The sequence below is a fragment of the Psychrobacillus sp. FSL K6-2365 genome (assembly GCF_038003165.1).
Lineage (GTDB): Bacteria > Bacillota > Bacilli > Bacillales_A > Planococcaceae > Psychrobacillus > Psychrobacillus psychrodurans.
On the sequence record NZ_JBBOOO010000001.1, the window covers coordinates 2,325,588 to 2,346,547 of the forward strand.

At 34.6% G+C, this 20,960-nt stretch carries 27 protein-coding genes; 3 read left to right on the forward strand and 24 right to left on the reverse strand.

Annotation, left to right across the window (positions count from 1 at the left end):
• Positions 1-20: 20 nt before the first annotated feature.
• The 16 genes from MKY29_RS11285 to MKY29_RS11360 all read right to left on the reverse strand — a co-directional run bounded on the left by MKY29_RS11285 (position 21) and on the right by MKY29_RS11360 (position 11,005).
• Entirely contained in the window at positions 21-521 is a 501-nt protein-coding gene (locus tag MKY29_RS11285) for a DUF3267 domain-containing protein (protein WP_340880858.1), read from the reverse strand.
• A gap of 122 nt (positions 522-643) precedes the next feature.
• Entirely contained in the window at positions 644-1,492 is an 849-nt protein-coding gene (locus MKY29_RS11290; protein ID WP_340879818.1) for a GNAT family N-acetyltransferase, read from the reverse strand.
• Positions 1,493-1,627: 135 nt separating this feature from the next.
• Complete coding sequence (locus MKY29_RS11295) at positions 1,628-2,194, reverse strand: sugar nucleotide-binding protein (RefSeq protein ID WP_340880860.1); 567 nt, start codon at positions 2,192-2,194, stop codon at positions 1,628-1,630.
• Positions 2,173-2,436, reverse strand: coding sequence for an NAD-dependent epimerase/dehydratase family protein (locus MKY29_RS11300; protein ID WP_340879819.1), 264 nt, complete (start codon positions 2,434-2,436; stop codon positions 2,173-2,175). The genes MKY29_RS11295 and MKY29_RS11300 overlap by 22 nt, the downstream gene beginning before the upstream one ends.
• A 406-nt stretch (positions 2,437-2,842) precedes the next feature.
• On the reverse strand, positions 2,843-3,529 hold the full coding sequence (locus MKY29_RS11305) for an HAD family hydrolase (protein ID WP_340879820.1): 687 nt from the start codon (positions 3,527-3,529) through the stop codon (positions 2,843-2,845).
• Positions 3,530-3,543: 14 nt separating this feature from the next.
• Entirely contained in the window at positions 3,544-4,203 is a 660-nt protein-coding gene (locus MKY29_RS11310; protein WP_093496329.1) for a VC0807 family protein, read from the reverse strand.
• Positions 4,204-4,338: 135 nt separating this feature from the next.
• Positions 4,339-4,710, reverse strand: a complete 372-nt coding sequence (locus MKY29_RS11315; protein WP_093496328.1) for a YolD-like family protein — start codon at positions 4,708-4,710, stop codon at positions 4,339-4,341.
• Between the two features lie 112 nt (positions 4,711-4,822).
• The gene (locus MKY29_RS11320; protein WP_093496327.1) at positions 4,823-5,815 is read right to left on the reverse strand and encodes an LLM class flavin-dependent oxidoreductase; all 993 of its coding nucleotides are present in this window, start codon (positions 5,813-5,815) and stop codon (positions 4,823-4,825) included.
• A 292-nt stretch (positions 5,816-6,107) separates the two neighbouring features.
• The gene (locus MKY29_RS11325; protein WP_340879822.1) at positions 6,108-6,584 is read right to left on the reverse strand and encodes a DUF3888 domain-containing protein; all 477 of its coding nucleotides are present in this window, start codon (positions 6,582-6,584) and stop codon (positions 6,108-6,110) included.
• Between the two features lie 344 nt (positions 6,585-6,928).
• Positions 6,929-7,270: a hypothetical protein gene (locus MKY29_RS11330; RefSeq protein WP_340879823.1), complete on the reverse strand. Its 342-nt coding sequence runs from the start codon at positions 7,268-7,270 to the stop codon at positions 6,929-6,931.
• Positions 7,271-7,434: 164 nt separating this feature from the next.
• Positions 7,435-7,722 (reverse strand): hypothetical protein, encoded by a 288-nt coding sequence (locus MKY29_RS11335; RefSeq protein ID WP_093496325.1) that lies wholly within the window; start codon positions 7,720-7,722, stop codon positions 7,435-7,437.
• Between the two features lie 181 nt (positions 7,723-7,903).
• Positions 7,904-8,497, reverse strand: a complete 594-nt coding sequence (locus MKY29_RS11340) for a GNAT family N-acetyltransferase (RefSeq protein WP_340879824.1) — start codon at positions 8,495-8,497, stop codon at positions 7,904-7,906.
• A 110-nt stretch (positions 8,498-8,607) separates the two neighbouring features.
• Positions 8,608-9,147 (reverse strand): type II toxin-antitoxin system HicB family antitoxin, encoded by a 540-nt coding sequence (locus MKY29_RS11345; RefSeq protein ID WP_340879825.1) that lies wholly within the window; start codon positions 9,145-9,147, stop codon positions 8,608-8,610.
• A 205-nt stretch (positions 9,148-9,352) separates the two neighbouring features.
• Positions 9,353-9,679 (reverse strand): hypothetical protein, encoded by a 327-nt coding sequence (locus MKY29_RS11350; protein ID WP_340879826.1) that lies wholly within the window; start codon positions 9,677-9,679, stop codon positions 9,353-9,355.
• Positions 9,680-9,968: 289 nt separating this feature from the next.
• Positions 9,969-10,667, reverse strand: coding sequence for a polysaccharide deacetylase family protein (locus MKY29_RS11355; protein ID WP_340879827.1), 699 nt, complete (start codon positions 10,665-10,667; stop codon positions 9,969-9,971).
• Between the two features lie 128 nt (positions 10,668-10,795).
• Positions 10,796-11,005: a hypothetical protein gene (locus MKY29_RS11360; RefSeq protein WP_340879828.1), complete on the reverse strand. Its 210-nt coding sequence runs from the start codon at positions 11,003-11,005 to the stop codon at positions 10,796-10,798.
• Between the two features lie 91 nt (positions 11,006-11,096).
• Here MKY29_RS11360 and MKY29_RS11365 point away from each other — a divergent pair, with 91 nt between their 5' ends.
• On the forward strand, positions 11,097-11,471 hold the full coding sequence (locus MKY29_RS11365) for a hypothetical protein (protein ID WP_340879829.1): 375 nt from the start codon (positions 11,097-11,099) through the stop codon (positions 11,469-11,471).
• Between the two features lie 161 nt (positions 11,472-11,632).
• On the opposite strand, the gene MKY29_RS11370 is transcribed toward MKY29_RS11365, so the two are convergent.
• The 3 genes from MKY29_RS11370 to MKY29_RS11380 all read right to left on the reverse strand — a co-directional run bounded on the left by MKY29_RS11370 (position 11,633) and on the right by MKY29_RS11380 (position 14,641).
• Positions 11,633-12,874 carry an MFS transporter gene (locus MKY29_RS11370; RefSeq protein ID WP_340879830.1) on the reverse strand — a complete coding sequence of 414 codons (1,242 nt, stop codon included), beginning with the start codon at positions 12,872-12,874 and terminating at the stop codon, positions 11,633-11,635.
• 391 nt (positions 12,875-13,265) lie between these two features.
• A complete protein-coding gene (locus tag MKY29_RS11375; RefSeq protein ID WP_340879831.1) occupies positions 13,266-14,264 on the reverse strand; it encodes an NADP-dependent oxidoreductase in 999 nt (332 codons plus the stop codon).
• A 41-nt stretch (positions 14,265-14,305) separates the two neighbouring features.
• Positions 14,306-14,641, reverse strand: a complete 336-nt coding sequence (locus MKY29_RS11380) for an ArsR/SmtB family transcription factor (protein ID WP_093496318.1) — start codon at positions 14,639-14,641, stop codon at positions 14,306-14,308.
• 777 nt (positions 14,642-15,418) lie between these two features.
• On the opposite strand from MKY29_RS11380, the gene MKY29_RS11385 reads away from it, so the two are divergent.
• Positions 15,419-16,554 (forward strand): IS3 family transposase gene (locus MKY29_RS11385; protein ID WP_340879647.1). Its coding sequence is split into 2 segments (ribosomal slippage): positions 15,419-15,644 and positions 15,644-16,554, totalling 1,137 coding nucleotides; the frame shifts between segments, so codons are not numbered across the junction.
• A 308-nt stretch (positions 16,555-16,862) separates the two neighbouring features.
• Here the strand turns inward: MKY29_RS11385 and MKY29_RS11390 are convergent.
• Positions 16,863-17,057 (reverse strand): hypothetical protein, encoded by a 195-nt coding sequence (locus MKY29_RS11390; RefSeq protein ID WP_340879832.1) that lies wholly within the window; start codon positions 17,055-17,057, stop codon positions 16,863-16,865.
• 297 nt (positions 17,058-17,354) lie between these two features.
• Entirely contained in the window at positions 17,355-17,615 is a 261-nt protein-coding gene (locus MKY29_RS11395; RefSeq protein WP_093496316.1) for a hypothetical protein, read from the reverse strand.
• A gap of 229 nt (positions 17,616-17,844) precedes the next feature.
• On the opposite strand from MKY29_RS11395, the gene MKY29_RS11400 reads away from it, so the two are divergent.
• Complete coding sequence (locus MKY29_RS11400; RefSeq protein ID WP_269915841.1) at positions 17,845-17,997, forward strand: hypothetical protein; 153 nt, start codon at positions 17,845-17,847, stop codon at positions 17,995-17,997.
• A gap of 678 nt (positions 17,998-18,675) precedes the next feature.
• Here MKY29_RS11400 and MKY29_RS11405 read toward each other — a convergent pair.
• From MKY29_RS11405 to MKY29_RS11415, 3 genes are all read right to left on the reverse strand, one after another.
• Positions 18,676-19,811 (reverse strand): IS3 family transposase gene (locus tag MKY29_RS11405; protein WP_340879647.1). Its coding sequence is split into 2 segments (ribosomal slippage): positions 18,676-19,586 and positions 19,586-19,811, totalling 1,137 coding nucleotides; the frame shifts between segments, so codons are not numbered across the junction.
• 82 nt (positions 19,812-19,893) lie between these two features.
• Complete coding sequence (locus MKY29_RS11410) at positions 19,894-20,586, reverse strand: aspartate/glutamate racemase family protein (protein WP_340879833.1); 693 nt, start codon at positions 20,584-20,586, stop codon at positions 19,894-19,896.
• Positions 20,587-20,659: 73 nt separating this feature from the next.
• The gene (locus tag MKY29_RS11415) at positions 20,660-20,896 is read right to left on the reverse strand and encodes a cold shock domain-containing protein (RefSeq protein WP_340879834.1); all 237 of its coding nucleotides are present in this window, start codon (positions 20,894-20,896) and stop codon (positions 20,660-20,662) included.
• Positions 20,897-20,960: the final 64 nt, after the last annotated feature.

Genomic DNA, 20,960 nt, shown 5'->3' on the forward strand with positions numbered 1-20,960 from the left:
ACTTTCAAGTAGAAATGCTATTAGTTTTTTTCCACCTGGTAATAACCTCTGCAAAATACTGAGTTCTTTGGTTTAATTACAATTAAAAATGAATTTATGATATCAGAGGCAGAAATCCATAAGTTAATCCAACTTATAAATAATAATACTGATTTAACATTTCCTGATACATACAATGAAACAATGGCAGGCACTACGGATAATGCAATGAGGGGTAGACTCATAAAGATCCAAAATCTAATTTTGGATAAGACTGCATTTGTATGTAGCCAAAAAAATGTTCCGCGAAATGTTAAGCTAATATCGCCTTTTTTGTTTATCACAAGAATGTGAAGGAATTCATGAATGATGAAGACAACGATAAATATTAAGATAAGAACGAATGTATCAATAGGAATGAACCATACATCAAAGAAGCGTGACATTAGAAAAATGGTGACCTGAAATAAATAAACAAACTTCATATAGTGCTTTCTAAACCAATTATTCTCTATGAAAGGGGTCCAGTCTTTCAAATCCATACTTATTTGAGGTAAGTGTCGAAACCATATTATCAAAAGCGTCCTCTCCCTTCTTTTGCTTGTTCCAACGACTAACTAATCTGCTCTTACTTTGTCTAATTTACTCAAAGAAGTCCCTTAAACTATACTGAAGGTATTACAACGGCATTACATGCTTTTTCATAAAACTCTATTGGCCCTGCATCACCAATAATTGCATACTCATAACCAATATCACTCATGTCTTTTAAACAGTGATGTAGTAAAGAATATCCTATCCCGTTAACTCTGTTGGATAATGCTACCCCCATAGGACCAAAATAACATTTCTTATTCTTATAAATATCATAAGCAGCAAACCCAACAATATCTCCATTATTATCTAAAGCAATGTATATCGGTGGTTTACTTAATAAGAATGCCTCTCTTATAGTCTTAGACCATTCATTAGAAAAATTTTTTTCAATAAAATGAACAAGTTCGGTAAATTCATTTTTATTTACTTTACGGATGAGATGCGTGTTAATTTCTGGGACTATATAATTTCCAAGATGCGTTATCATATCTCGTGAAGTAGTACCGAGGGATAAAATTATTTTTCTATTTTCATCTGATAAAAAACTGTCAACTACATTAGTTGTTAATAAGGCTTTAAGCAAATGACCTTCATTTACATAAACTTGGTTATATCTTTTCATATAATTAATAGCAATTTCCATAACATTAATTACTTCTTTTGTAACCCTGATGTTGAAAAAAACACTCTTTGTCGAATGCTGATACGAAGTATCCTTCATCTTAGCTTTCAATGTAGTCCTATCTAAGTCAATTTTCAGAGATATCTCTCCTAGAACTCCTGTCTTCTCATTCAAACAGGCTATTAGGAGATGTATAGGCTGTAATACTTCTAATTTTTGAAAATGTGCTTCATTTTCTGCATCCCTCAATATACTTAGCATTCTATTCGTAAAATTTATGTTAGAATTACACATTTACAATTCCCCCTATCGAGCAATTTGGAGATAATATTTTACTCGGTATTATATAGGATAACTCCACGTTCTATTTATGCTCATTGCAATGCTCCCTATAATTAATCAGTGAACTTTCTACCTATATTTGACCAGCTAAACATTACGAAATTTAGTTTCTAGTATATAGTTTGCCTTTTGTGTATTTAATGAGGTATCAAGAGGTAAATATGAATTATCACCTTCTTCAATTAAATACGCCCGTATAGTATGATTATCGAATCCAAGCTGCAACAACCACTTCACATAAAAGGAGTAATAGCTCTCTTTCTGCAGAGGTCCCATATGTAATATTCCTGTAAATTCATTTCTTGAGATTTCAAGTATTGCTTTTGATAGATCTTCAACGTGAACAAAAGTCTTATACAGGTTTGAAGCTGCTTTAGGTTGTTCACCATTTTTGAGTAGTTTGAGCATCCTTTCGGTTCTCTGCTCTATATTTCGATTGTAATCCTCTCCATACAAAGGACCAGTTCGAAGGATTACGTGATTTAAATGTTTAGTTTTTATGATGTTTTCAGCATTTCTTTTTGCATTCACATATGTATGTAAAGGTGTATCCTTTGGAAGCAAACCTATTTGGTCAGACTCCATGTAATTACCAGCACCATCTACGAAAAGGGCATCCGTTGATAGGAAAATTAGTTTTGTTTCCTTCTTAATAACTTATCAATTAGTACATCCTCTTTTTCTCCATTCATAAGAGACCATATAACAACTTCAGGTTCTAAATGTTTGATAACTTTTTCTAAGGATATTTTATCTGTTACATCTACTTGAACAATATTTCTATTTTCATTTGCATAACGTGAAATTCCTTGTACGAATGTATCTTGTAATTTTAAAGCTAATCCAAATATCATTGAACCTAAATAACCAGTCGCTCCCAAAATGAGCATTTTCATTAATCCTCAATCTCCACTCAAATAAAGTCTCTTTTTCTTCAAGAGTTTCATACATAAATATACTCATAGCCGTATGGTTAAAGCCTCATTTTTCTAGCATCGCTTTCAATTCGTTCTTTACATGTAGGACAAGAAAATTTCCCCTGCATATTACGTTTATATTTTTGGTACTGTGGTTCATTATCATAAAGCTTAAATTCTTTTTTGCAAAATAAACATATAACTGTATAAAAAAACATGCAACAACCACCAATTTTACACTTCCGAATAGCATTGCATTCACATTTTGATGCGTCTTTTCCCCCCTCCTTCAGCGAGTCACTAGATTGGACGATTAAAATAGTGAATATTTTAAGCTTGTTAATACCTATTCCAAACTAGTGCGACGTTAGTGATATATTTTAAATTATTTCCTATTCATATTTCCCTCTTCCATAGCACCATCTACTAAAGCTGGAATTTCCATTAAATCATTTACTACGTAGTCAGCCTGAGCGTCTGGCCAGTGAATATCTTTCTTCCAGATACCTATCATTCCTACATTTTTACCACCTTGCACATCATTTTCTGGATGATCACCGATAAAAACGCATTCGTTTGGCAGCACGCCAAGCTTCTCCACAGCCCGTAAAAATATATGGGGATCTGGCTTTTTAATATCTTCCCATTCTGAAACCAAAATGACTTGAAAATAATCTTCTATTCCTAAAGCCTTTATATTATCCATTTGAAACCGGCCATATCCATTCGTTATCATCCCAATTAGCAACTTTCTTTTCTTTAATTCCTCTAGCATTAACAAAAGATTATCAAAAGGAACACAACAAAACTTAAACTCATTCACATAATCTTCAAGCAGCTCTTCCCAAGTAACTTTAGTTAATCTAAACTCCTCTACTAATTGCCGATATACTTTATCCTTCCAAACGTACCCTCTACTATCTAGTTGTATAAACCTTGCTGTATACGTATCTTTTGGTATATGACCTATAAAATCAAACAATCTCTCATATTGCTTATCGATGAAAACCTTTAACGACTCATCTCTATTCAGTAGCGTACCATCCAAATCAAACAGTACTGCTTTTATCATTATTATTCACCCTTTTATTTAGATTCTGTCACTAACTCTATCTCTTTCTTTGGAATTGTCAGCTTACTAACTACTTTTTTTATTTCGTTTCCAATAAAAATATACCCTATGATCATTACACCACCGAATACCCAGCTAGTAACCCTTAAATATATAAGCATGGAGCCATATGCGTCTACTCCATGTTTGTTTAGCAACCAGGATTTTATTAATGCTAGAGTAATACCTCTCAGTACAAAAATTAATGTAAGTACTTGGAACCACCGTAATATCTCTTTTTTGAAATAAATCACTCTACTACTTTCTCGCGGATATCCTTGTAAATATGCCATATCCATCATAAAGTATAAGGGAAGCGGCTTTTTAATAAGCATTGATACTAAGAATACGCTGCTAAATGAAACTCCCACGAATACTTGATTCCATAGCATCCGCTCTGCAGTTCCTGACAGTATATCAACAACTGTTCCAACAAGTAGACTTAGTAATATAAAAATGCCCGTTATATTATACTGACGATCTCTAACAAAATTTATGATCGTATAAATAAAACCAGGTGCTGTCGATAAAAGCATCGCCCAGTAATCACCTAGACTTTCTCTTCCATATGTCCAGATTGCAAACGGTAGCACCATATAGAATATGAGATCGAATAAGACAGTGTACTTTTTCATTCATATTCTCCTTCTAATTTTTTACCTAATCAATTCTCCTTGAATAATCTTCCACATCTTCCTGACAAACTCCTTCTTTTTACTTCATACATAAAAACATCATCCACATTGAAAGGATGATGTTTTAGGTAATTGCTATTCCAATATGGTGACGTCTACGATTTCATCAATATATAGCTCAAATGAGCGGAAAGGATCCTCTAGTTCGATTGTTCTTTTCCTCAAATCAATCCATTGTATCGTACCGCGGTTATAGATAAACTCTCCCTCTTTCCACCGTTTTATTTTAATTTCAACATTTCTTTGCATTGCAAGTGCGATTTGATCCTGAATAGCTTCATAATCAAACTCGTTTAAGCTTGGGCAAGGCTCTTTTTTTATCTCCTCACTGTACTCACGAAGCAATTTCACATGCTCAGGCAACATCATTGCTACCCATTTCTTTGACCCACGATCCTGTAATCGAGATAAATCTAATTGGTTCCAATCATCTTCAAATTTAGCCATGTTATCACGTTCTTTCTTTTACACTTATAATACAGAACATTCGTTCTCATTTCAAGAGGGGATAAATGGCTACAAAAAAGACGCACCCATGACAAGTGCGCCCAATTGCTAGTTACATCAATTCTTTTGCGAGTAAACGATAGACATTCAAACGTTTTTCTTGTGAATGCGGAATACTACAAATCATTACTTCATCGAAGCCATAAATATCTTGCTCTTCCTGTAAAGTCTGAGCCACTTCTTTAGCAGAACCGACCAGATGAATTTTACGATTTTCTTGTATCATCATTCGATCCATTTCCGTCAATGGGTATTCCTGCGCTTCCTCTGGTGTCATCAATGGACGAATTTGCCCTTTCATAAGAGACAAACGAGAGATATCCTGCGGTAATGCTTGAAACTCAGCTTCTTCATTTGTTTCTGCAGCAGTGACAAGATAGGTAACATTAATCTCTGGCTTCTCCATTAAAGCAGATGGCGTAAAGTTTTTGCGGTACGTATCTAATATAGCTGGTGTCATACCACCTTGGAAAAATTGCGCAAAGGAATATCCGAGACCCATTCTGCCAGCTTGTACAGCACTATTACCAGTAGAACCAAGTAACCAAGCTTCTGGTAACACGATTTTAGAAGGTGTCGCAAGCGTTCTGTTATATAGGCTTTCTTCTGGAACTTCGTCATTAATCAGTTGCAGAGCAATCGCTAGTTTTTCATACATATTATTGACCATTGGAGGACGTCCTTCCGAAAGGGCGTACATCGCATGATTATCTCCACCTGGAGCACGTCCAACACCGAAGTCGATACGACCTGGAGAAAGTGCACTCAGTGTTTTAAATACTTCGGCTAGCTTTAGTGGTGAATAGTGCATCATCATTACGCCACCTGTACCGATACGTAAATTTTTGGTTTTTGCAGCTAAGTGAGCTGCAATTACTTCCGGTGCCGAACTTGCAAACGCATCGGTTCCATGATGCTCGGCCATCCACATACGGTGATAGCCTAGTTCATCTGCTAAAATAGCCAGTTCTTCTGCTTTTTTTAATGCTTCCGCTGCTGTATTGCCAGTTGTGACTGGCGCTTGGTCTAGTACACTTAATTTCATCTATATATCTTCCCTTCCACAAATGCTCATTGAATACTTCACTATTCAAATGCTATCGATTAAAAGATAAAAAGTAAACGAAAGGGACTTGATAATAGTAAAATAAAGATTTGTTAGGACGACTCTTGTTATTCTTCTTTTAATTTTGGGCTATGTTAAAGGTTGAATTAAAATACGTATTGTACTCTTCATATTTTCTCGCAAGCTTAACACTTTTTTAACTGAGAAAAATTTTGAAGCTGTGTTCGAAGTCATACTTCAATGTCTAAAAATCATAATTCATAGATACACACTATTCTAAAGGTTTCTTGATGATATGTTTCCACTCTTGTGGCAGTGCATATGTTTTTAGTTGTTTATATCCCCCAAAAAATACACTGTTTTCACCTGCCCCTGATACTGGACCTTTTAAATTAAAGGTCAATAGTCCATCTGCAACAGGCACATTTTCCCCTACAAAACTTGTTGCTTCAACAGTTATCATAAATTCAAAATTGACAGCTTCACCGACCCTTTCTACTTCCATAATACGCATTAATGAAGGTGCAGTATTTAAATTTTGTGTTAAAGAATCTGCTGCTTGATAGTGGCTATTGACGGCTTCATGAACGTACGGACTGATGAAGCGTACCGTTAATTCATTATATAACTCATTTTTAATCGGTTGAACCTCTACAAACTGTGCATTGGTATGAATTGCATTATTTTCGTAAGCAAGTCCTTTATATAAAAAGAAAATAAGAATACAAAGTATAAGAAATCTCTTCATAAAAAAACTCCTTTTAATTTCAACTAAGGGTAGTTTGAGTTAAAAGGGAATAAATAGTCACTTTATGCTACTTCATTACTTGAATACGAAAAAGGCATTACTTCAACTGAAATAAGGCACTCGTATGTTTTCTCCATTTTACAAGAAATATTTGGTTGAGATAAGTTAATCATTACTGAACAAAATAAACATGAAAAGGTGGTGGGGAAAATAAAAAAATTATTATCGCCATTTCTATATTACTGATGTTTCTAATGCAAGCAAGATTAACTTATGCAGAACCTGAACCGGATTATTATCAGCCTGCTAAAGAATCTAAAGAAGAAACGAACCAAGAATCAATATTATTTTGGATTTGTTATTCCATGTTCAATTAAATATTTTGCTTCAGATTCAATTATTTCAATGTAGTTACCTTTTTTAAAAGGTTTTGTTATTTTAGCGATCCTTCTTAAACTTCCTTTGGTCTTTGTTTTATTGTTTTGAACATCCACAATTACAGTTAAATATACTTCACTGTTATATTTCACAACCCCTGTGACTTGTTTTTTCTCTATGTCTATATTTGTATACTCGGGTACGATTCTTAATTGTGCAAAGGTTGTCCATCCCGCCGAATTTTGTTTTGATTTCAGTCCAATCTTAAATATATAATAACTAACAATTTTTTTTATTATAGATATCATTTTCCCCTCCTAATTTACACGGTTTTTTTCACAGCTTATAGAACAAAACTGCCTCGTTAATTCAAGAAAAAAAGCTTTACCCCTTCTTGAAGTAAAGCTCTCGTTAAATATATAAAGACTTACACAATAATTGCATATTATATAAATTTTGTGACAATAAATCATTATTTCTTCCCTTTTCGTTCTAAAAGTATAGGTGCTATATTTAGTAAGATAGAAACAATTGTCAAAAACCATAATGCCCTTTCCATACCAGGTACTACATCCATTAAAGCTGTCCAATCTTCCACTTCTACCCAGACCGATACAAGACTGTATTCTGCACAGAGTGTTAATGCTGTAAATGATAATCCTATCGCCATAGCAAGCTTATAATCCTTTCCTGCTCTATACAAATAAAGATTTATAAATGTTGCTACTATTGCAATAACCCCAAATATCATAAATAACATTATTAACCTCCAATATAATTTTATTTTTGTCGTGTAATTATACTAATGTGTATCATCTCAGTTTTTTACAGTAACTGCTCATTCCTTTTGTGATTTTTATTAAACAAACACCTGCTACCGCGTTAGTTGAATAAAAAATTATTTATTAAAACAGAAATCAGTCTATTGGATGTGAATGAAATCAGTATTTCTTCTCCAATAATTTAATTAATTTTCCCTTTACATCAATCCATTCGGTATCCACGATACTGTAAAATATATTGTCGTGAATAGTCCCATCTGCCTTAATCCTATGTTTACGAAATGTTCCTTCTTTTACTGCCCCTATTCGTTCAACTGCTCTTTGAGAGCGGATATTTTGTCCACTAATTGAAAATTGAACACGTAGTACCTTCAGTTCCTCAAAACAATATTGAAGCATTAAAAATTTACATTCTGTGTTTACTTTCGTTCTCCAAGCTGATGGAGTAAGCCAAGTCCATCCTATTTCAACATTACGATTGGCTGTATCTATGTCACCAATACGAGTTGTCCCTATTATTTCACCTGATAATTTATCCTTTATTATAAAAGGTAATTGCTTTCCATCATCTTTGTTTTGTACAGCTATCAATAATATTTGTTCTATATCATCAAATGTTTTAACTTCTCTCCAAGTATATTTCCATATATCAGGGTTTTTTATAGCTTCATATACTTGTTCCTTATATTTCAACTCAAGAGGAAAAAGAGTGACTGTATCTCCTTCTAATATTATATTGGTATCAATTTTCATAGTGATTTATCTCCTTTAACGAATAAACAGAATTTTTTTATAATTATATAAATAACTAATTTGCCATATTCCAAGATTAGCTTCCCCCAATATAATCTACAATTGCTTTTTTATCTTTTTACTCTGAGTACTAAACTGTCGAACGCTTCTTCCGCCTCATCTCGACGTCGTACAGTACAAATCACAGGATATGTAGGACAAAGTTGTATCAACTTCTCCTGTGCCATTTCGATAGGTAAATCACCATCTACCTTTACATCCCAAAGTCCTTGCCTATTCTTATACGCAACAGCTTGAAAATCACTTTTCTCATCTCTGTTAAAATAGATATGCCAATGGCGGAAGTGTAAATGCTCTTCAATTTCCTTTACATAATCACTATATGATGTTTTAATAAAAATAAGTTCCATCTCTTCTGTCACAAGATTAGCAGGAATGTGTGCTTGACTTGGTAAATCTTCATTATCATATAGAGCACCAGCTAACAAATAAGCTAAGGCCTTCTTTGCATTTTGAATTGCCTCTTTTTTCGTGGGACCAGAGCTTAGCGGAGTCTCCCACCCGTACTTTGGGAGCAATGTTGGGAAATGAATGCCGAAACCTTCTTCTTGCTTAATAAATGCTGGATATACTACATTTCCAAATGCCATATCATCTACACCTCCCCTTTATTTATTAGTAAAACTTAGAGTTTTCTTCTTCAACCAATCTGCGCTGTTATTTCAATAAGAAAAAAGGGCTGCCTCAGCAACCCGTGTTAGTTTAATAAGAATTATCCTTATTCAGGGTATTTTGAAGTGTAATACTCCACACCCTCTTCATCAACTATAATTCGTTCTCCAATTTTTCTAAACTCTAATGACAAACCATCTTCCGCTGTAATATAATATCTATCTTTTTTGTTTTAATTTTTACATTCTTATAGATTTTTTGAAGAGGTTTTTCAGTAGAATCCTCTAATTCAAAAATTTTATCTATACTGGTTTTCTTTTCGGTATGGTCATAAGTAGTAAAAATCAGTAGTTCTTCATCATGAATTGAAATAATCTGTGAATACTTATTTTTAAAACCGCTTTCTTCAAAATCAGTTGCTTTTGCTTCGTATTGAATAACTTCTTCCGAACACGCTGTCAATAAAAAAATGAACGCAATGTTTATAAATAATAGACCCCTCTTTTTCAACGCGATTCACTCCTCTCAACATGCATTGCTTTTTATTGCTTTTACGTATAAAAACTTAAATAGTTCCATTTTTTTCAATATTTCCAGTATCTCATCTTAACCTAAATTGCTTCGTTAGTTTAAGTGAACTGTCTCACAAACTTATCTAACAAATGATTTATCTCTGTTGGCTTTCTATCAACTTTTAATTCAATAAAGATGAAGCGAAACTTAACTATGGGACAAGCAAACTTGACTAACCAACTGTATCTCTCCAAACGAATGCTAAAGTTGGATTAATTTTATTCCTTCAGAATTCCTGAAGTTCATCCACAGTCACAAATTTATACCCATCGTTCGTAAGTTGTCGTAAAATATCTTCAATCACTTGGATTTCTCCACCCGTTTGATCGTACATTGGATGTAGCAAGATTATCGAGCCGGGTTTAATGTTTTCTACTACATAATTTACTTTTTCTTCAGCAATTGTGTAATATTTATCAGGTTCTAAAGACCACATAATAGTTTCTCTGTTGTGCTTATTTAAATAATAAGGTAATCCCACAAGTTTTTTTCCATAGGGAGGTCGAAAGTCAATTTCGCTCTTATATCCAGACTTTCTGATCAACTCATCAGTTTTTTCTATCTCCTCTTTAATAAATGAAGGCAATTTTAAAACCATTCTATTGTGTGAATAGGTATGATTTCCAATTTGATGCCCTGCTTCTACCAACTTTTTTGCTTCTTCAGGGTGTTTTTCAATATCATTTCCGATAAGGAAAAAAGTAGCTTTTGCCTCGTATTTTTGTAATAAAGGCAGAATTTGATCCACGTTTTTTGTCGGACCGTCATCGAATGTTAAAGCAATAACCTTGTTTTCTGTTTCAATTTGGTATGTTAATCCTCCAAATATTTGAAATGTCCTTAATTTTGTAACTTTAAACGTTCCTGCGAATAAAAGAGCCATTGATAGAAATCCAATTCCTAAAAATTTAATTTTCTTTTTCATCTGTGTTTCCTTTCTTTCAAAAGCTATTATATAACTCTTTATGAAATAACCTCCCGCCTTAGTTCAATAAAGAAAAATATTTTACTTCTTCTTGAATTAAGTCTTTAGCTTAATAATATTCCTTTTAATTATTGTCGTTTTATTTCATTTGGAAATTCACTGTTATTAATTTTGTTCCAAATTTTTAATGCAGTTGGATAACAATTATTAATCGTATGTTTTTTACTCACCGAAAACAGTTTATCAAAGACCGCATGTATCAATATAGCTAATTTTTCAACGGATGTTGCAGTCGGTAATTGCAATACAATGCGTCTTATTTCTAACGAGGTTGCCAACGTACATCAATCAGTACTTTGGAAAATATTGTATGTAGATTATTATAGTAATACCTGCCAATATGATATATAGGAAATTGGAGGTATAAGGATGCTTTGGAAAATCTATTTTTGGATAATGTTAGTTTTGTTGATAGTGTCAATGTTTTTGGAGAATGAATATGGTCGGGGAGAAACTGTATTAAGAATAGTGAGTACGATTATTGCCATTATTAACACATTAGGATTTTATGGTTATGTATATAAGAAACAATTCTATTCTCAATCTTTTTGGAAAATTATATTCATAGTTACTGTAATAGATGTAGTAGTATCTATACTTTATTATGGGTTTCAAGATGCTGAACTAGGAACAGAAGGAATTATATTTCTTGCTGTTTTTACCTTTATTATCATGTTTCCTCTTTTGCTAGGTTTATATAGATATGGATTTCTAAATCAAAAAATAGCAGAAAAGGTGTTGTGATTAACAACCTTTAAAAAGCCGATTCCAGTATTAAGGAATCGACTTTTATTTATTCTTTTTAACTGAACACCGTTAATACACTACTAGTTTCTATGCTAGATTCTAAATTTAAATAATACTTTATTAGCTAGGTCGTCAGAGTCTTATTATTTTAATGAGGTTTAGATTTCTTCTACTTCTTTTATTTGAGCTTTTCTCATCGATGAAAGACTGAACCATAGTCCACATAAAGCTAGACCAGCTATCGATATCCATAAAGCCGTCGAGAATCCTTGCCCGTCGGCTATGGCACCTCCTAGCGGGGCGCCGATAACGACCGCACTACGGTTAATAGATCGTAGCGTCGCATTCATACGACCTTGCAGATGGGAAGGCGTGACAAACTGACGATAACCCATTTCGAGAGGACCTTCGATTCCCATGGAAAAGCCGTACAGGAGCTGCCCTACTACCGCAAAAATGATAGCTATGTTCTGCGGTTCAGAGTTGATAGCTGATGGAGCTAAAGCAATCAGAATTACTGACGGAGCATAGAGAATACGAGAAAAAGCCATTGCACGGCCGACACCAAAGCGCTCACCGGCTCGAGAAGATAGAGAAGTTCCAGCGATCGCACCGACACCTGCAGCTGTGAAGGCAAACCCAAGTAGCGAAGCATCGAATCCAAGCTCGATTAAAAAGAAGGATACTAGGACCGTCATCGTCATGCTGTGGAAGAGAAACCAAACATGCGTGTTTAACGCGAGTGTACGGAGGTATTGGTGTTGATAAACCCATTGCAAGCCTTCCTTGATTTGCCGACCAAGTGGACCAGGCTTTACTTTATCTGAGGGTTGGTGTTTAACATTCGCCATTAAAACACCTGAAAACAGATACGAGACGGCATCTATAAGAAGGGCAAAAGGTGCACCAATCCATAAGACAAGCCCCCCTCCAATGGCTGGACCGCTCGTTTCCGCAACAGCTGAGCTTTGTTCTAGCCGTGCATATGCACGTGTTAATAAAGGGCGAGGGACTAATTGTGGCACAAAGGACTGGTGGGCAGCATCATTAAAAAGTGACATGGCTCCAAAGAGCAACAACAGGATCATTAGCCAACCAATACTAAGTACTCCTGTGACAGCTAATAAGCAAATAAAAGCAAATATTATGCCGCGCCCCATATCTGTTACTACCAATACAGTCTTTAGGTGAAAACGATCAACAAAAACCCCAGCTATTAATCCCAATAATACATATGGAAGCCATCTAGATGCTGATACCCATCCTACATCAACAGCACTACCCCCCATATTAACCACTACCAATACTTGTAGAGCAATAGTCGTAATATAGGTGCCAAAGTTTGAAGTTGTGGATGCAGTCCAAAAACGAACAAAGCTTTTATGCTCTCTTAATTTCATCTGGGGTTCACCTCTTAAGCTTATTATCGGTAAATTTATCCAATCTACTTCGAATTTTTTCTTCTTAAAGTAAAGTACCCGTTAGCCATCCACGACGCACTAAATCAGCGCTTCACCCCAGAGAATCCAAATGGTGAAAAACCGTCTATACTGATTCTACTACTGGGAGAAGAAGGTCGATGAACTGGTGCTATAGAGCCCTTCCGTTAGTCTGACTCCAACCACGGTGCACCACAGACGGGGAAGCACTCATAGGAGTTTAAAAACAATAGTTCACAATCTATTTTATTTAGAGGGTTCCAACATAGCAGTAAATTAGAGTAAAGATAAAAACAAACGTTAAGACTACTCCTAAAATATTTTTTCAGTACTTTTTTTCTTTGTTTCATAACTATTTGATTTTAACTATTATTTTCCCTTTAGCCCTACCAGACTCTGCATATTCCATCGCTTTTTGAGCATTTTCAAAAGGAAAAACTCTATCAATAACTGGATTGATTTTGCCAGTCTCTATTAAATTCGCAATTATACGTAATTGCTCTCCACTTGGCTTCATAAACAGAAACGTATATTGAGCATTATGTTTTTTTTCAAGCGCAACAAGTTTATGACTTGCTGCAAAAAACAACAACGTTTTAAAAAATCCTGAACCATATTCTTTGCCAAAACGAGCATTCGGTAATCCTGAAACGGAAACAATTTTTCCACCGCTTTTTATCACTTCGAATGATTTTTCGAGTATCTCGCCCCCAAGAGTATCAAATACGGCATCATAGTTTTTCAGTATCTCTTCAAATTTTTCTGTCTTGTAGTTTATAATTTCATCAGCACCAAGAGATTTTACTAGATTCGCACCAGCTTCACTGGCAGTGGTTGCAACAGTGGCACCCATTAATTTGGCCAGTTGAATAGCAAAGGTGCCGACACCACCAGCCCCAGCTTGAATTAAAATCTTTTGTCCCTTTTGTAATTGCAAAATGTCTGTTAAAGCTTGATAGGTGGTTAATCCAACCAGTGGGATAGACGCCGCTTCTTCAAAGCTCAAATTTTTAGGTTTTAAGGCGATGTCATCTTCATGAATAGCGATATATTCAGCAAAAGTACCGATTTTACTCTTACGAGGACGTGCATATATTTCATCACCAACTTTAAAACGAGTCACTTTTGCGCCAACCTGTGTAATGACACCAGCAAAGTCATTCCCTAAGATAAGTGGCATTTGATATTTAACTAACAATTTCACCTTACCATCGCGTATCTTAAAATCAATTGGATTAATACTAGCTGCATGAATTTCTGCGAGTACCTCATATTCCCCAATTTCAGGTGTGGGCATTTCTACCAAACTCATTGAATTTTCCCCATACCTTTCAATAACCATTGCTCTCATAGCCTACACCTCCAAATAATGTCTGTTTAAATTCCATCATTTCAATAAAAGTTCTGCATGAACTTATCAATATCTGACACAAGTGTTCTTAATAAGCCTAATTCTGTACGTACATTAATATAATAATAGTTTTTTGTTCCTTCTTTACGCATTAAAATAACACCGGAATCTCGTAGAATCTTAAGATGATGGGACACAGCAGGTCGTGAGAGATGTGTTTGTTCCGTGATTTCACCAACACGTAAACCCGTTTGACAATCCGTACCCATTAGGACTAACAAAATCGATTGACGGGTTTCATCACCAATTGCCAACAGAACTTTTTGACTATTAATAAAATCCTCTTTGATCATTTTTAGCTGATCTTGTTTATTCATTCTGTAAAACGCCTCCAATAAACTGTTTAATGGTTTAAGTTGATGAACCATATGACTGAATACAACAATATATGATTGTTATGTTAGTTTCAACATTGAGAAAGAAAATCGAGACGGATATATCTTAGAGGAGAAAAGCCCTTAACTTAATTTCTGCAACTTAAAATAGTAAACTAAAAAAGAGAAAGCCCTAAATCATATAGTTCATTTATTAAGATTCAAGTGGATTTCTCTTAATGTATACACTATATACTGTTACCACATGAACGAGCCTGCCCTGTTAGCCATCTATGTAACACATAATCAGCGGTACACCACAGAGAATGAAAATGTGAAACTAACACTGTATTTCTATTACAAGTTAATTGACTAGATTGAGGAGCATGGTTGTACTCACATAGCAATGGAAACTTCAACTAACCTACGAGTTCAAGATGGCATTTATTTTCCAAAATTAGCATTTTTTTCAAAACAAAAATCCCCAAACAAGCATCATTATTCTTACTATTTCAACCATTACGTTTTTATTAGGTTCATTTAAAATGGTGGTACTTAAAAACAATAACCAACAAAAATTATTAGAAAACAACCAAGTAAAGAACTTATTATTCTAATTTTACAACTCCCATGAGATATCGAATTAGTGTCCTTGTATTTTATTAATTCGTTATTAGTTTTAATATTCCTTTTAATCAACTAAGTGAATGTAGTATAGATGTATGGACACATCTTGGTTAAGTCAATAAAATTGAACTAACGAAAGGTCGTGTCTGTATTATGAGTCAAAAACGTTATAACCAAGAATTTAAACAAACAGTAGTGGAGCTTCACAGCTCAGGTACCCCGGTCAGCCAACTATCTAGCGAATATGGTGTTTCAGAAGTAACTATCTATAAATGGATTAAACAACTCTCTACAATCGAAGGGACAAAGGAATTAACTGTATCCGATGTAGAAATGATTCAAAAAGAAAACCTACGGTTAAAACAGGAACTTGAAATCCTAAAAAAGGCTATGACCATATTCGCGAGAAAATAGAGGATGAAGAACTGATCGACTACATTACAAATGAAAGCGGGCATCATCCAGTACAAGTGATGTGTCGCATTTTAAAGATGCCTAAAAGTACCTATTATCAATCATTTCATAAGAAACCGAACAGCTACCACGTGGCCAATGAGGCAATATTGGATCGTATAATAGCCATTCATAAAGTAAGTAAAGGTATCTATGGCGCCCCCAAAATACATCGAGTACTTTTAAAAGAAGGCTATTCTTGCAGTATAAAAAGAGTCCAACGTCTGATGAAACAAGCAGGCATCCAGTCAAACATTGTGAAGAAATACCGTCCAGCAAGCACACAGGCACTAGTAGAAGAACGAGAAAATGTGTTGAAGCAAGATTTTACAACAACCACAATCAATGAAAAATGGGTGGCAGATATCACGTATATCCATACGCTTCGAGATGGCTGGTGTTATCTAGCGTCTGTCCTCGATTTGCATTCAAAGAAAATAGTAGGCTACAAGTTTTCCCGTACGATGACCACAGAAATCGTGTTGGATGCTTTAAAATGTGCCGTCGAATTCCAAAATCCTTCACCGGGATTGATCATGCATACGGATCTGGGTACTCAATATACAAGTGAGGCATTTCAAGAACAGTTAAAAAAATATGGAATGATTGCATCATTCAGTCGTAAAGGATGCCCTTATGACAATGCATGCATCGAGTCCTTTCATGCGACACTCAAAAAAGAAGAAGTCTATCAAAAACGATATGAATACTTTGAGAATGCGAGAATCTCGCTATTTCAATATATAGAAGGTTGGTATAATCGCAAACGAATTCATGGAAGCATCGGCTTTGTAACGCCAGAGGCGTATGAAATAATGTGTCGCGCAGCAGCCTGAGTCTTAGGGGTAAAAGCCAATCCCCCCTCCACATTTTTCAGGCACAACATCCATGGGTTAATCTCTCCACGTCCCGAGTAGATTGTCAAAGGCTCTTTTCACTTTGACGATTTACTTGGGATGTGGAACACTTCCTGAATGGTGGTTGTGCAGAAAAAAACTTAATCTTTTTGTGTCCAGAATCTTGACGTAGATCCAAAGCAGCCGCGTTAGTAAAATAATAACAAAGACAATTATTAAACAATCTCATCTAAATGCTTAAGTAAACCTCTGCTTTCTCCTATATTTCTTATAAAGAATGTGCTTTATTACTCCATTAATGTTGCAATATCTTTTTCTATTTCAAAAATTAAAAAATCATCATCTTTCTCAACAACTTCTTTTTCATATTTCATTTCTTTATCAATCAGCATTTCAAAGTAGTTTGTTTCATTATTTAGTTCAAAAACAGGACATTGATCATATCTAACATCACCAATAAATATCGCTCTAATTTTTTTCATTTTATAATTACCCTTTCAAAACGAAATATTATTATCTAAACAGATATTTGAACACATTTTTATCTAAGCACCCTTTAGCCATCCATGCTGAACCACAGAGTATGAAAATGGTTAGGATGTGTCAAAACTGATACTGACTTTAATCCAGTCGGCCATAGTCCATAGACTTATTTACGCACCCCTCTTTTTTTAAACGAATTGACATTTCTTGAAGAATTAATTTCATGGGAGTTGATAAGAAAATTGTTTATTTGGGTCGGATACGTCTTAGGACTCGTTGTTCAAGTAAGGCACCTGTTAGTTTAATAAGAAGATATAAATTATAATCAGTAAAGAAATCGCTATGATAGATTTAATCCATAATATTTTTTTACTTATACCGGCTTTCCCTTCAAGATAATTTAAGTAAATCATTGTTAAAGGAAAACCTAACAATGTATACGAAGAATCCCCTCCAACTGTTTCAACATATTTGAATAATCCTACCGCAATAATGAGGAGTCCTAGTGTACCAATGGACATATTAAAATATAAAGTGCCTCTATCGTTTTCTTCCAATTTTTCTCCTCCCCGCTTTATATGTCTATTTACTTTTTCTCAATTCTAGAAATTAATACTTGTTAATTGTGGAGAATGTAGGTAGACGTTATGATACCATTTTACGATAATCACCATTTCCCTTTAATATTGCCTTAATTTAAAGTAGTATTTAAAATACATTTTACTTTTACTTATTAGAAAAATGGTTCATAATACTAATTAGACCTAGTTAGAAGGAGAATAACTTATGGAACTCTTTACAAAGGAACTCAATCAATTGGTATTTGACTATAAGAAATGTCCTAATGAATTAATAAAACAACAAATTCTTCAAGATATAAATCTCCTTCGCGAGGCACTGGAGCTATTAATCGAAGAGAATGAAGCTAAAAATCTATAAGATATACAAATTATTGTTTCCATTATCTAAGAACTCTTCAATGTCAGATGTTATACATATTTATGTTCTCAACAAACTCAGATTTTCTCACTTAATGCTTATTAAATAAGGGGCAATATAAAATCCACTATTCTTCCAGTAAACTTCTTCATTGATTCAATAAGAAAGAGCTTTACACCTTACTGAAGTAAAGCACACTGTTAGTCAATTTCCTCAAAACATCCTGACTACTTAGTCTCAATAGAAACACCCCAAATTATTAAATCCAACTTTCTTCAACTAAACTGCTAAGTTAGTTTAGCTATAACATTTCACAATGCATATCTGAGATCAACTTAATGTTTTGGACATAAAAATAGACCATCTAATGGGGTGCTGCACCATGATGGCCATATTTTGCTAATACACCACGTTAGTGAAACAACTATAAACTCTTTGGTAAGTGACGTTTATATATTTCTATAGCATTTGAATAAAGTATGGATCTACGTCAAGATTCTGGACACAAAAAGATTAAGTTTTTTTCTGCACAACCACCATTCAGGAAGTGTTCCACATCCCAAGTAAATCGTCAAAGTGAAAAGAGCCTTTGACAATCTACTCGGGACGTGGAGAGATTAACCCATGGATGTTGTGCCTGAAAAATGTGGAGGGGGGATTGGCTTTTACCCCTAAGACTCAGGCTGCTGCGCGACACATTATTTCATACGCCTCTGGCGTTACAAAGCCGATGCTTCCATGAATTCGTTTGCGATTATACCAACCTTCTATATATTGAAATAGCGAGATTCTCGCATTCTCAAAGTATTCATATCGTTTTTGATAGACTTCTTCTTTTTTGAGTGTCGCATGAAAGGACTCGATGCATGCATTGTCATAAGGGCATCCTTTACGACTGAATGATGCAATCATTCCATATTTTTTTAACTGTTCTTGAAATGCCTCACTTGTATATTGAGTACCCAGATCCGTATGCATGATCAATCCCGGTGAAGGATTTTGGAATTCGACGGCACATTTTAAAGCATCCAACACGATTTCTGTGGTCATCGTACGGGAAAACTTGTAGCCTACTATTTTCTTTGAATGCAAATCGAGGACAGACGCTAGATAACACCAGCCATCTCGAAGCGTATGGATATACGTGATATCTGCCACCCATTTTTCATTGATTGTGGTTGTTGTAAAATCTTGCTTCAACACATTTTCTCGTTCTTCTACTAGTGCCTGTGTGCTTGCTGGACGGTATTTCTTCACAATGTTTGACTGGATGCCTGCTTGTTTCATCAGACGTTGGACTCTTTTTATACTGCAAGAATAGCCTTCTTTTAAAAGTACTCGATGTATTTTGGGGGCGCCATAGATACCTTTACTTACTTTATGAATGGCTATTATACGATCCAATATTGCCTCATTGGCCACGTGGTAGCTGTTCGGTTTCTTATGAAATGATTGATAATAGGTACTTTTAGGCATCTTTAAAATGCGACACATCACTTGTACTGGATGATGCCCGCTTTCATTTGTAATGTAGTCGATCAGTTCTTCATCCTCTATTTTCTCGCGAATATGGTCATAGCCTTTTTTAGGATTTCAAGTTCCTGTTTTAACCGTAGGTTTTCTTTTTGAATCATTTCTACATCGGATACAGTTAATTCCTTTGTCCCTTCGATTGTAGAGAGTTGTTTAATCCATTTATAGATAGTTACTTCTGAAACACCATATTCGCTAGATAGTTGGCTGACCGGGGTACCTGAGCTGTGAAGCTCCACTACTGTTTGTTTAAATTCTTGGTTATAACGTTTTTGACTCATAATACAGACACGACCTTTCGTTAGTTCAATTTTATTGACTTAACCAAGATGTGTCCATACATCTATACTACATTCAGTATCCTTACTTATCAATTGCCTTTTTAACTGATTCAATAGCGTGAATTACTGTAGTATCAAATATTGGAACTGCAGAATCCTCTTGTTTTATTAATAATCCAATCTCTGTACATCCCAATATAATCCCTTCGGCACCTTTATCAATTAAACTCTTTATAGCTTTTTTAAAATATTCTTTTGACGTTTGATTGATTTTACCTAAACATAATTCTTCATAAATCACTTCATTTATATGTTCTATATCCTCATTATCTGGAATTAATACCTTGATATCATTAGCTTCAATTCTCGATTTGTAAAAGTCTTGTATCATCGTATATTTAGTTCCAAGTAACCCAACTGAATTTACATTATTTTTCTTTATTTCATTTGCTGTCGCATCAGCAATATGTAGAATTGGAATATTTATTTTTTCTTCAATATAGTTTATTACCTTGTGCATTGTGTTTGTACAAATAACAATAAAATCTGCTCCTGCTTTTTCTAAAGAGATTGCCACACCCCCCAAAGTGTGTCCAGCATTTTCCCAATCGCCATTTGCTTGATAACGTTCAATTTCGTCAAAGTCAACGCTATATAAAATGCATTTGGCTGAATGTAATCCACCTAATTTATTCTTTATTTCTTCATTTATTAAACGGTAATATTCACTTGATGATTCCCAACTCATCCCACCTATTAAACCTATTGTTTTCAACGTACTAATCCCTCCTAATAAATTGTTATTTATATAATAGAATTGCTAGACCCTTCTTGAAGTAAAACATATGTTAGTTGAACTTATTTACGAGTTTCTTAACATTTACAGCTCGACGTGATTGTTCTTTTAAACTTGAATTTTCTTCAAGGTCAAACAATACTGCCTCACCTTTGATAAGCGATTTAAACCCATCCATTTGAATACTACTGAAATGTACCCAAACATCATCCTCTCCATCAATTGAAATCCAACCCCATCCCTCTTCTTTATGATAAATTTTACATATTCCTTTAATGTTATATTTCATTATAAAGCCCCCAATCCTCTCGATTTACTAACATTATGGAACTCAATCCCTTCAATCAGTTGGC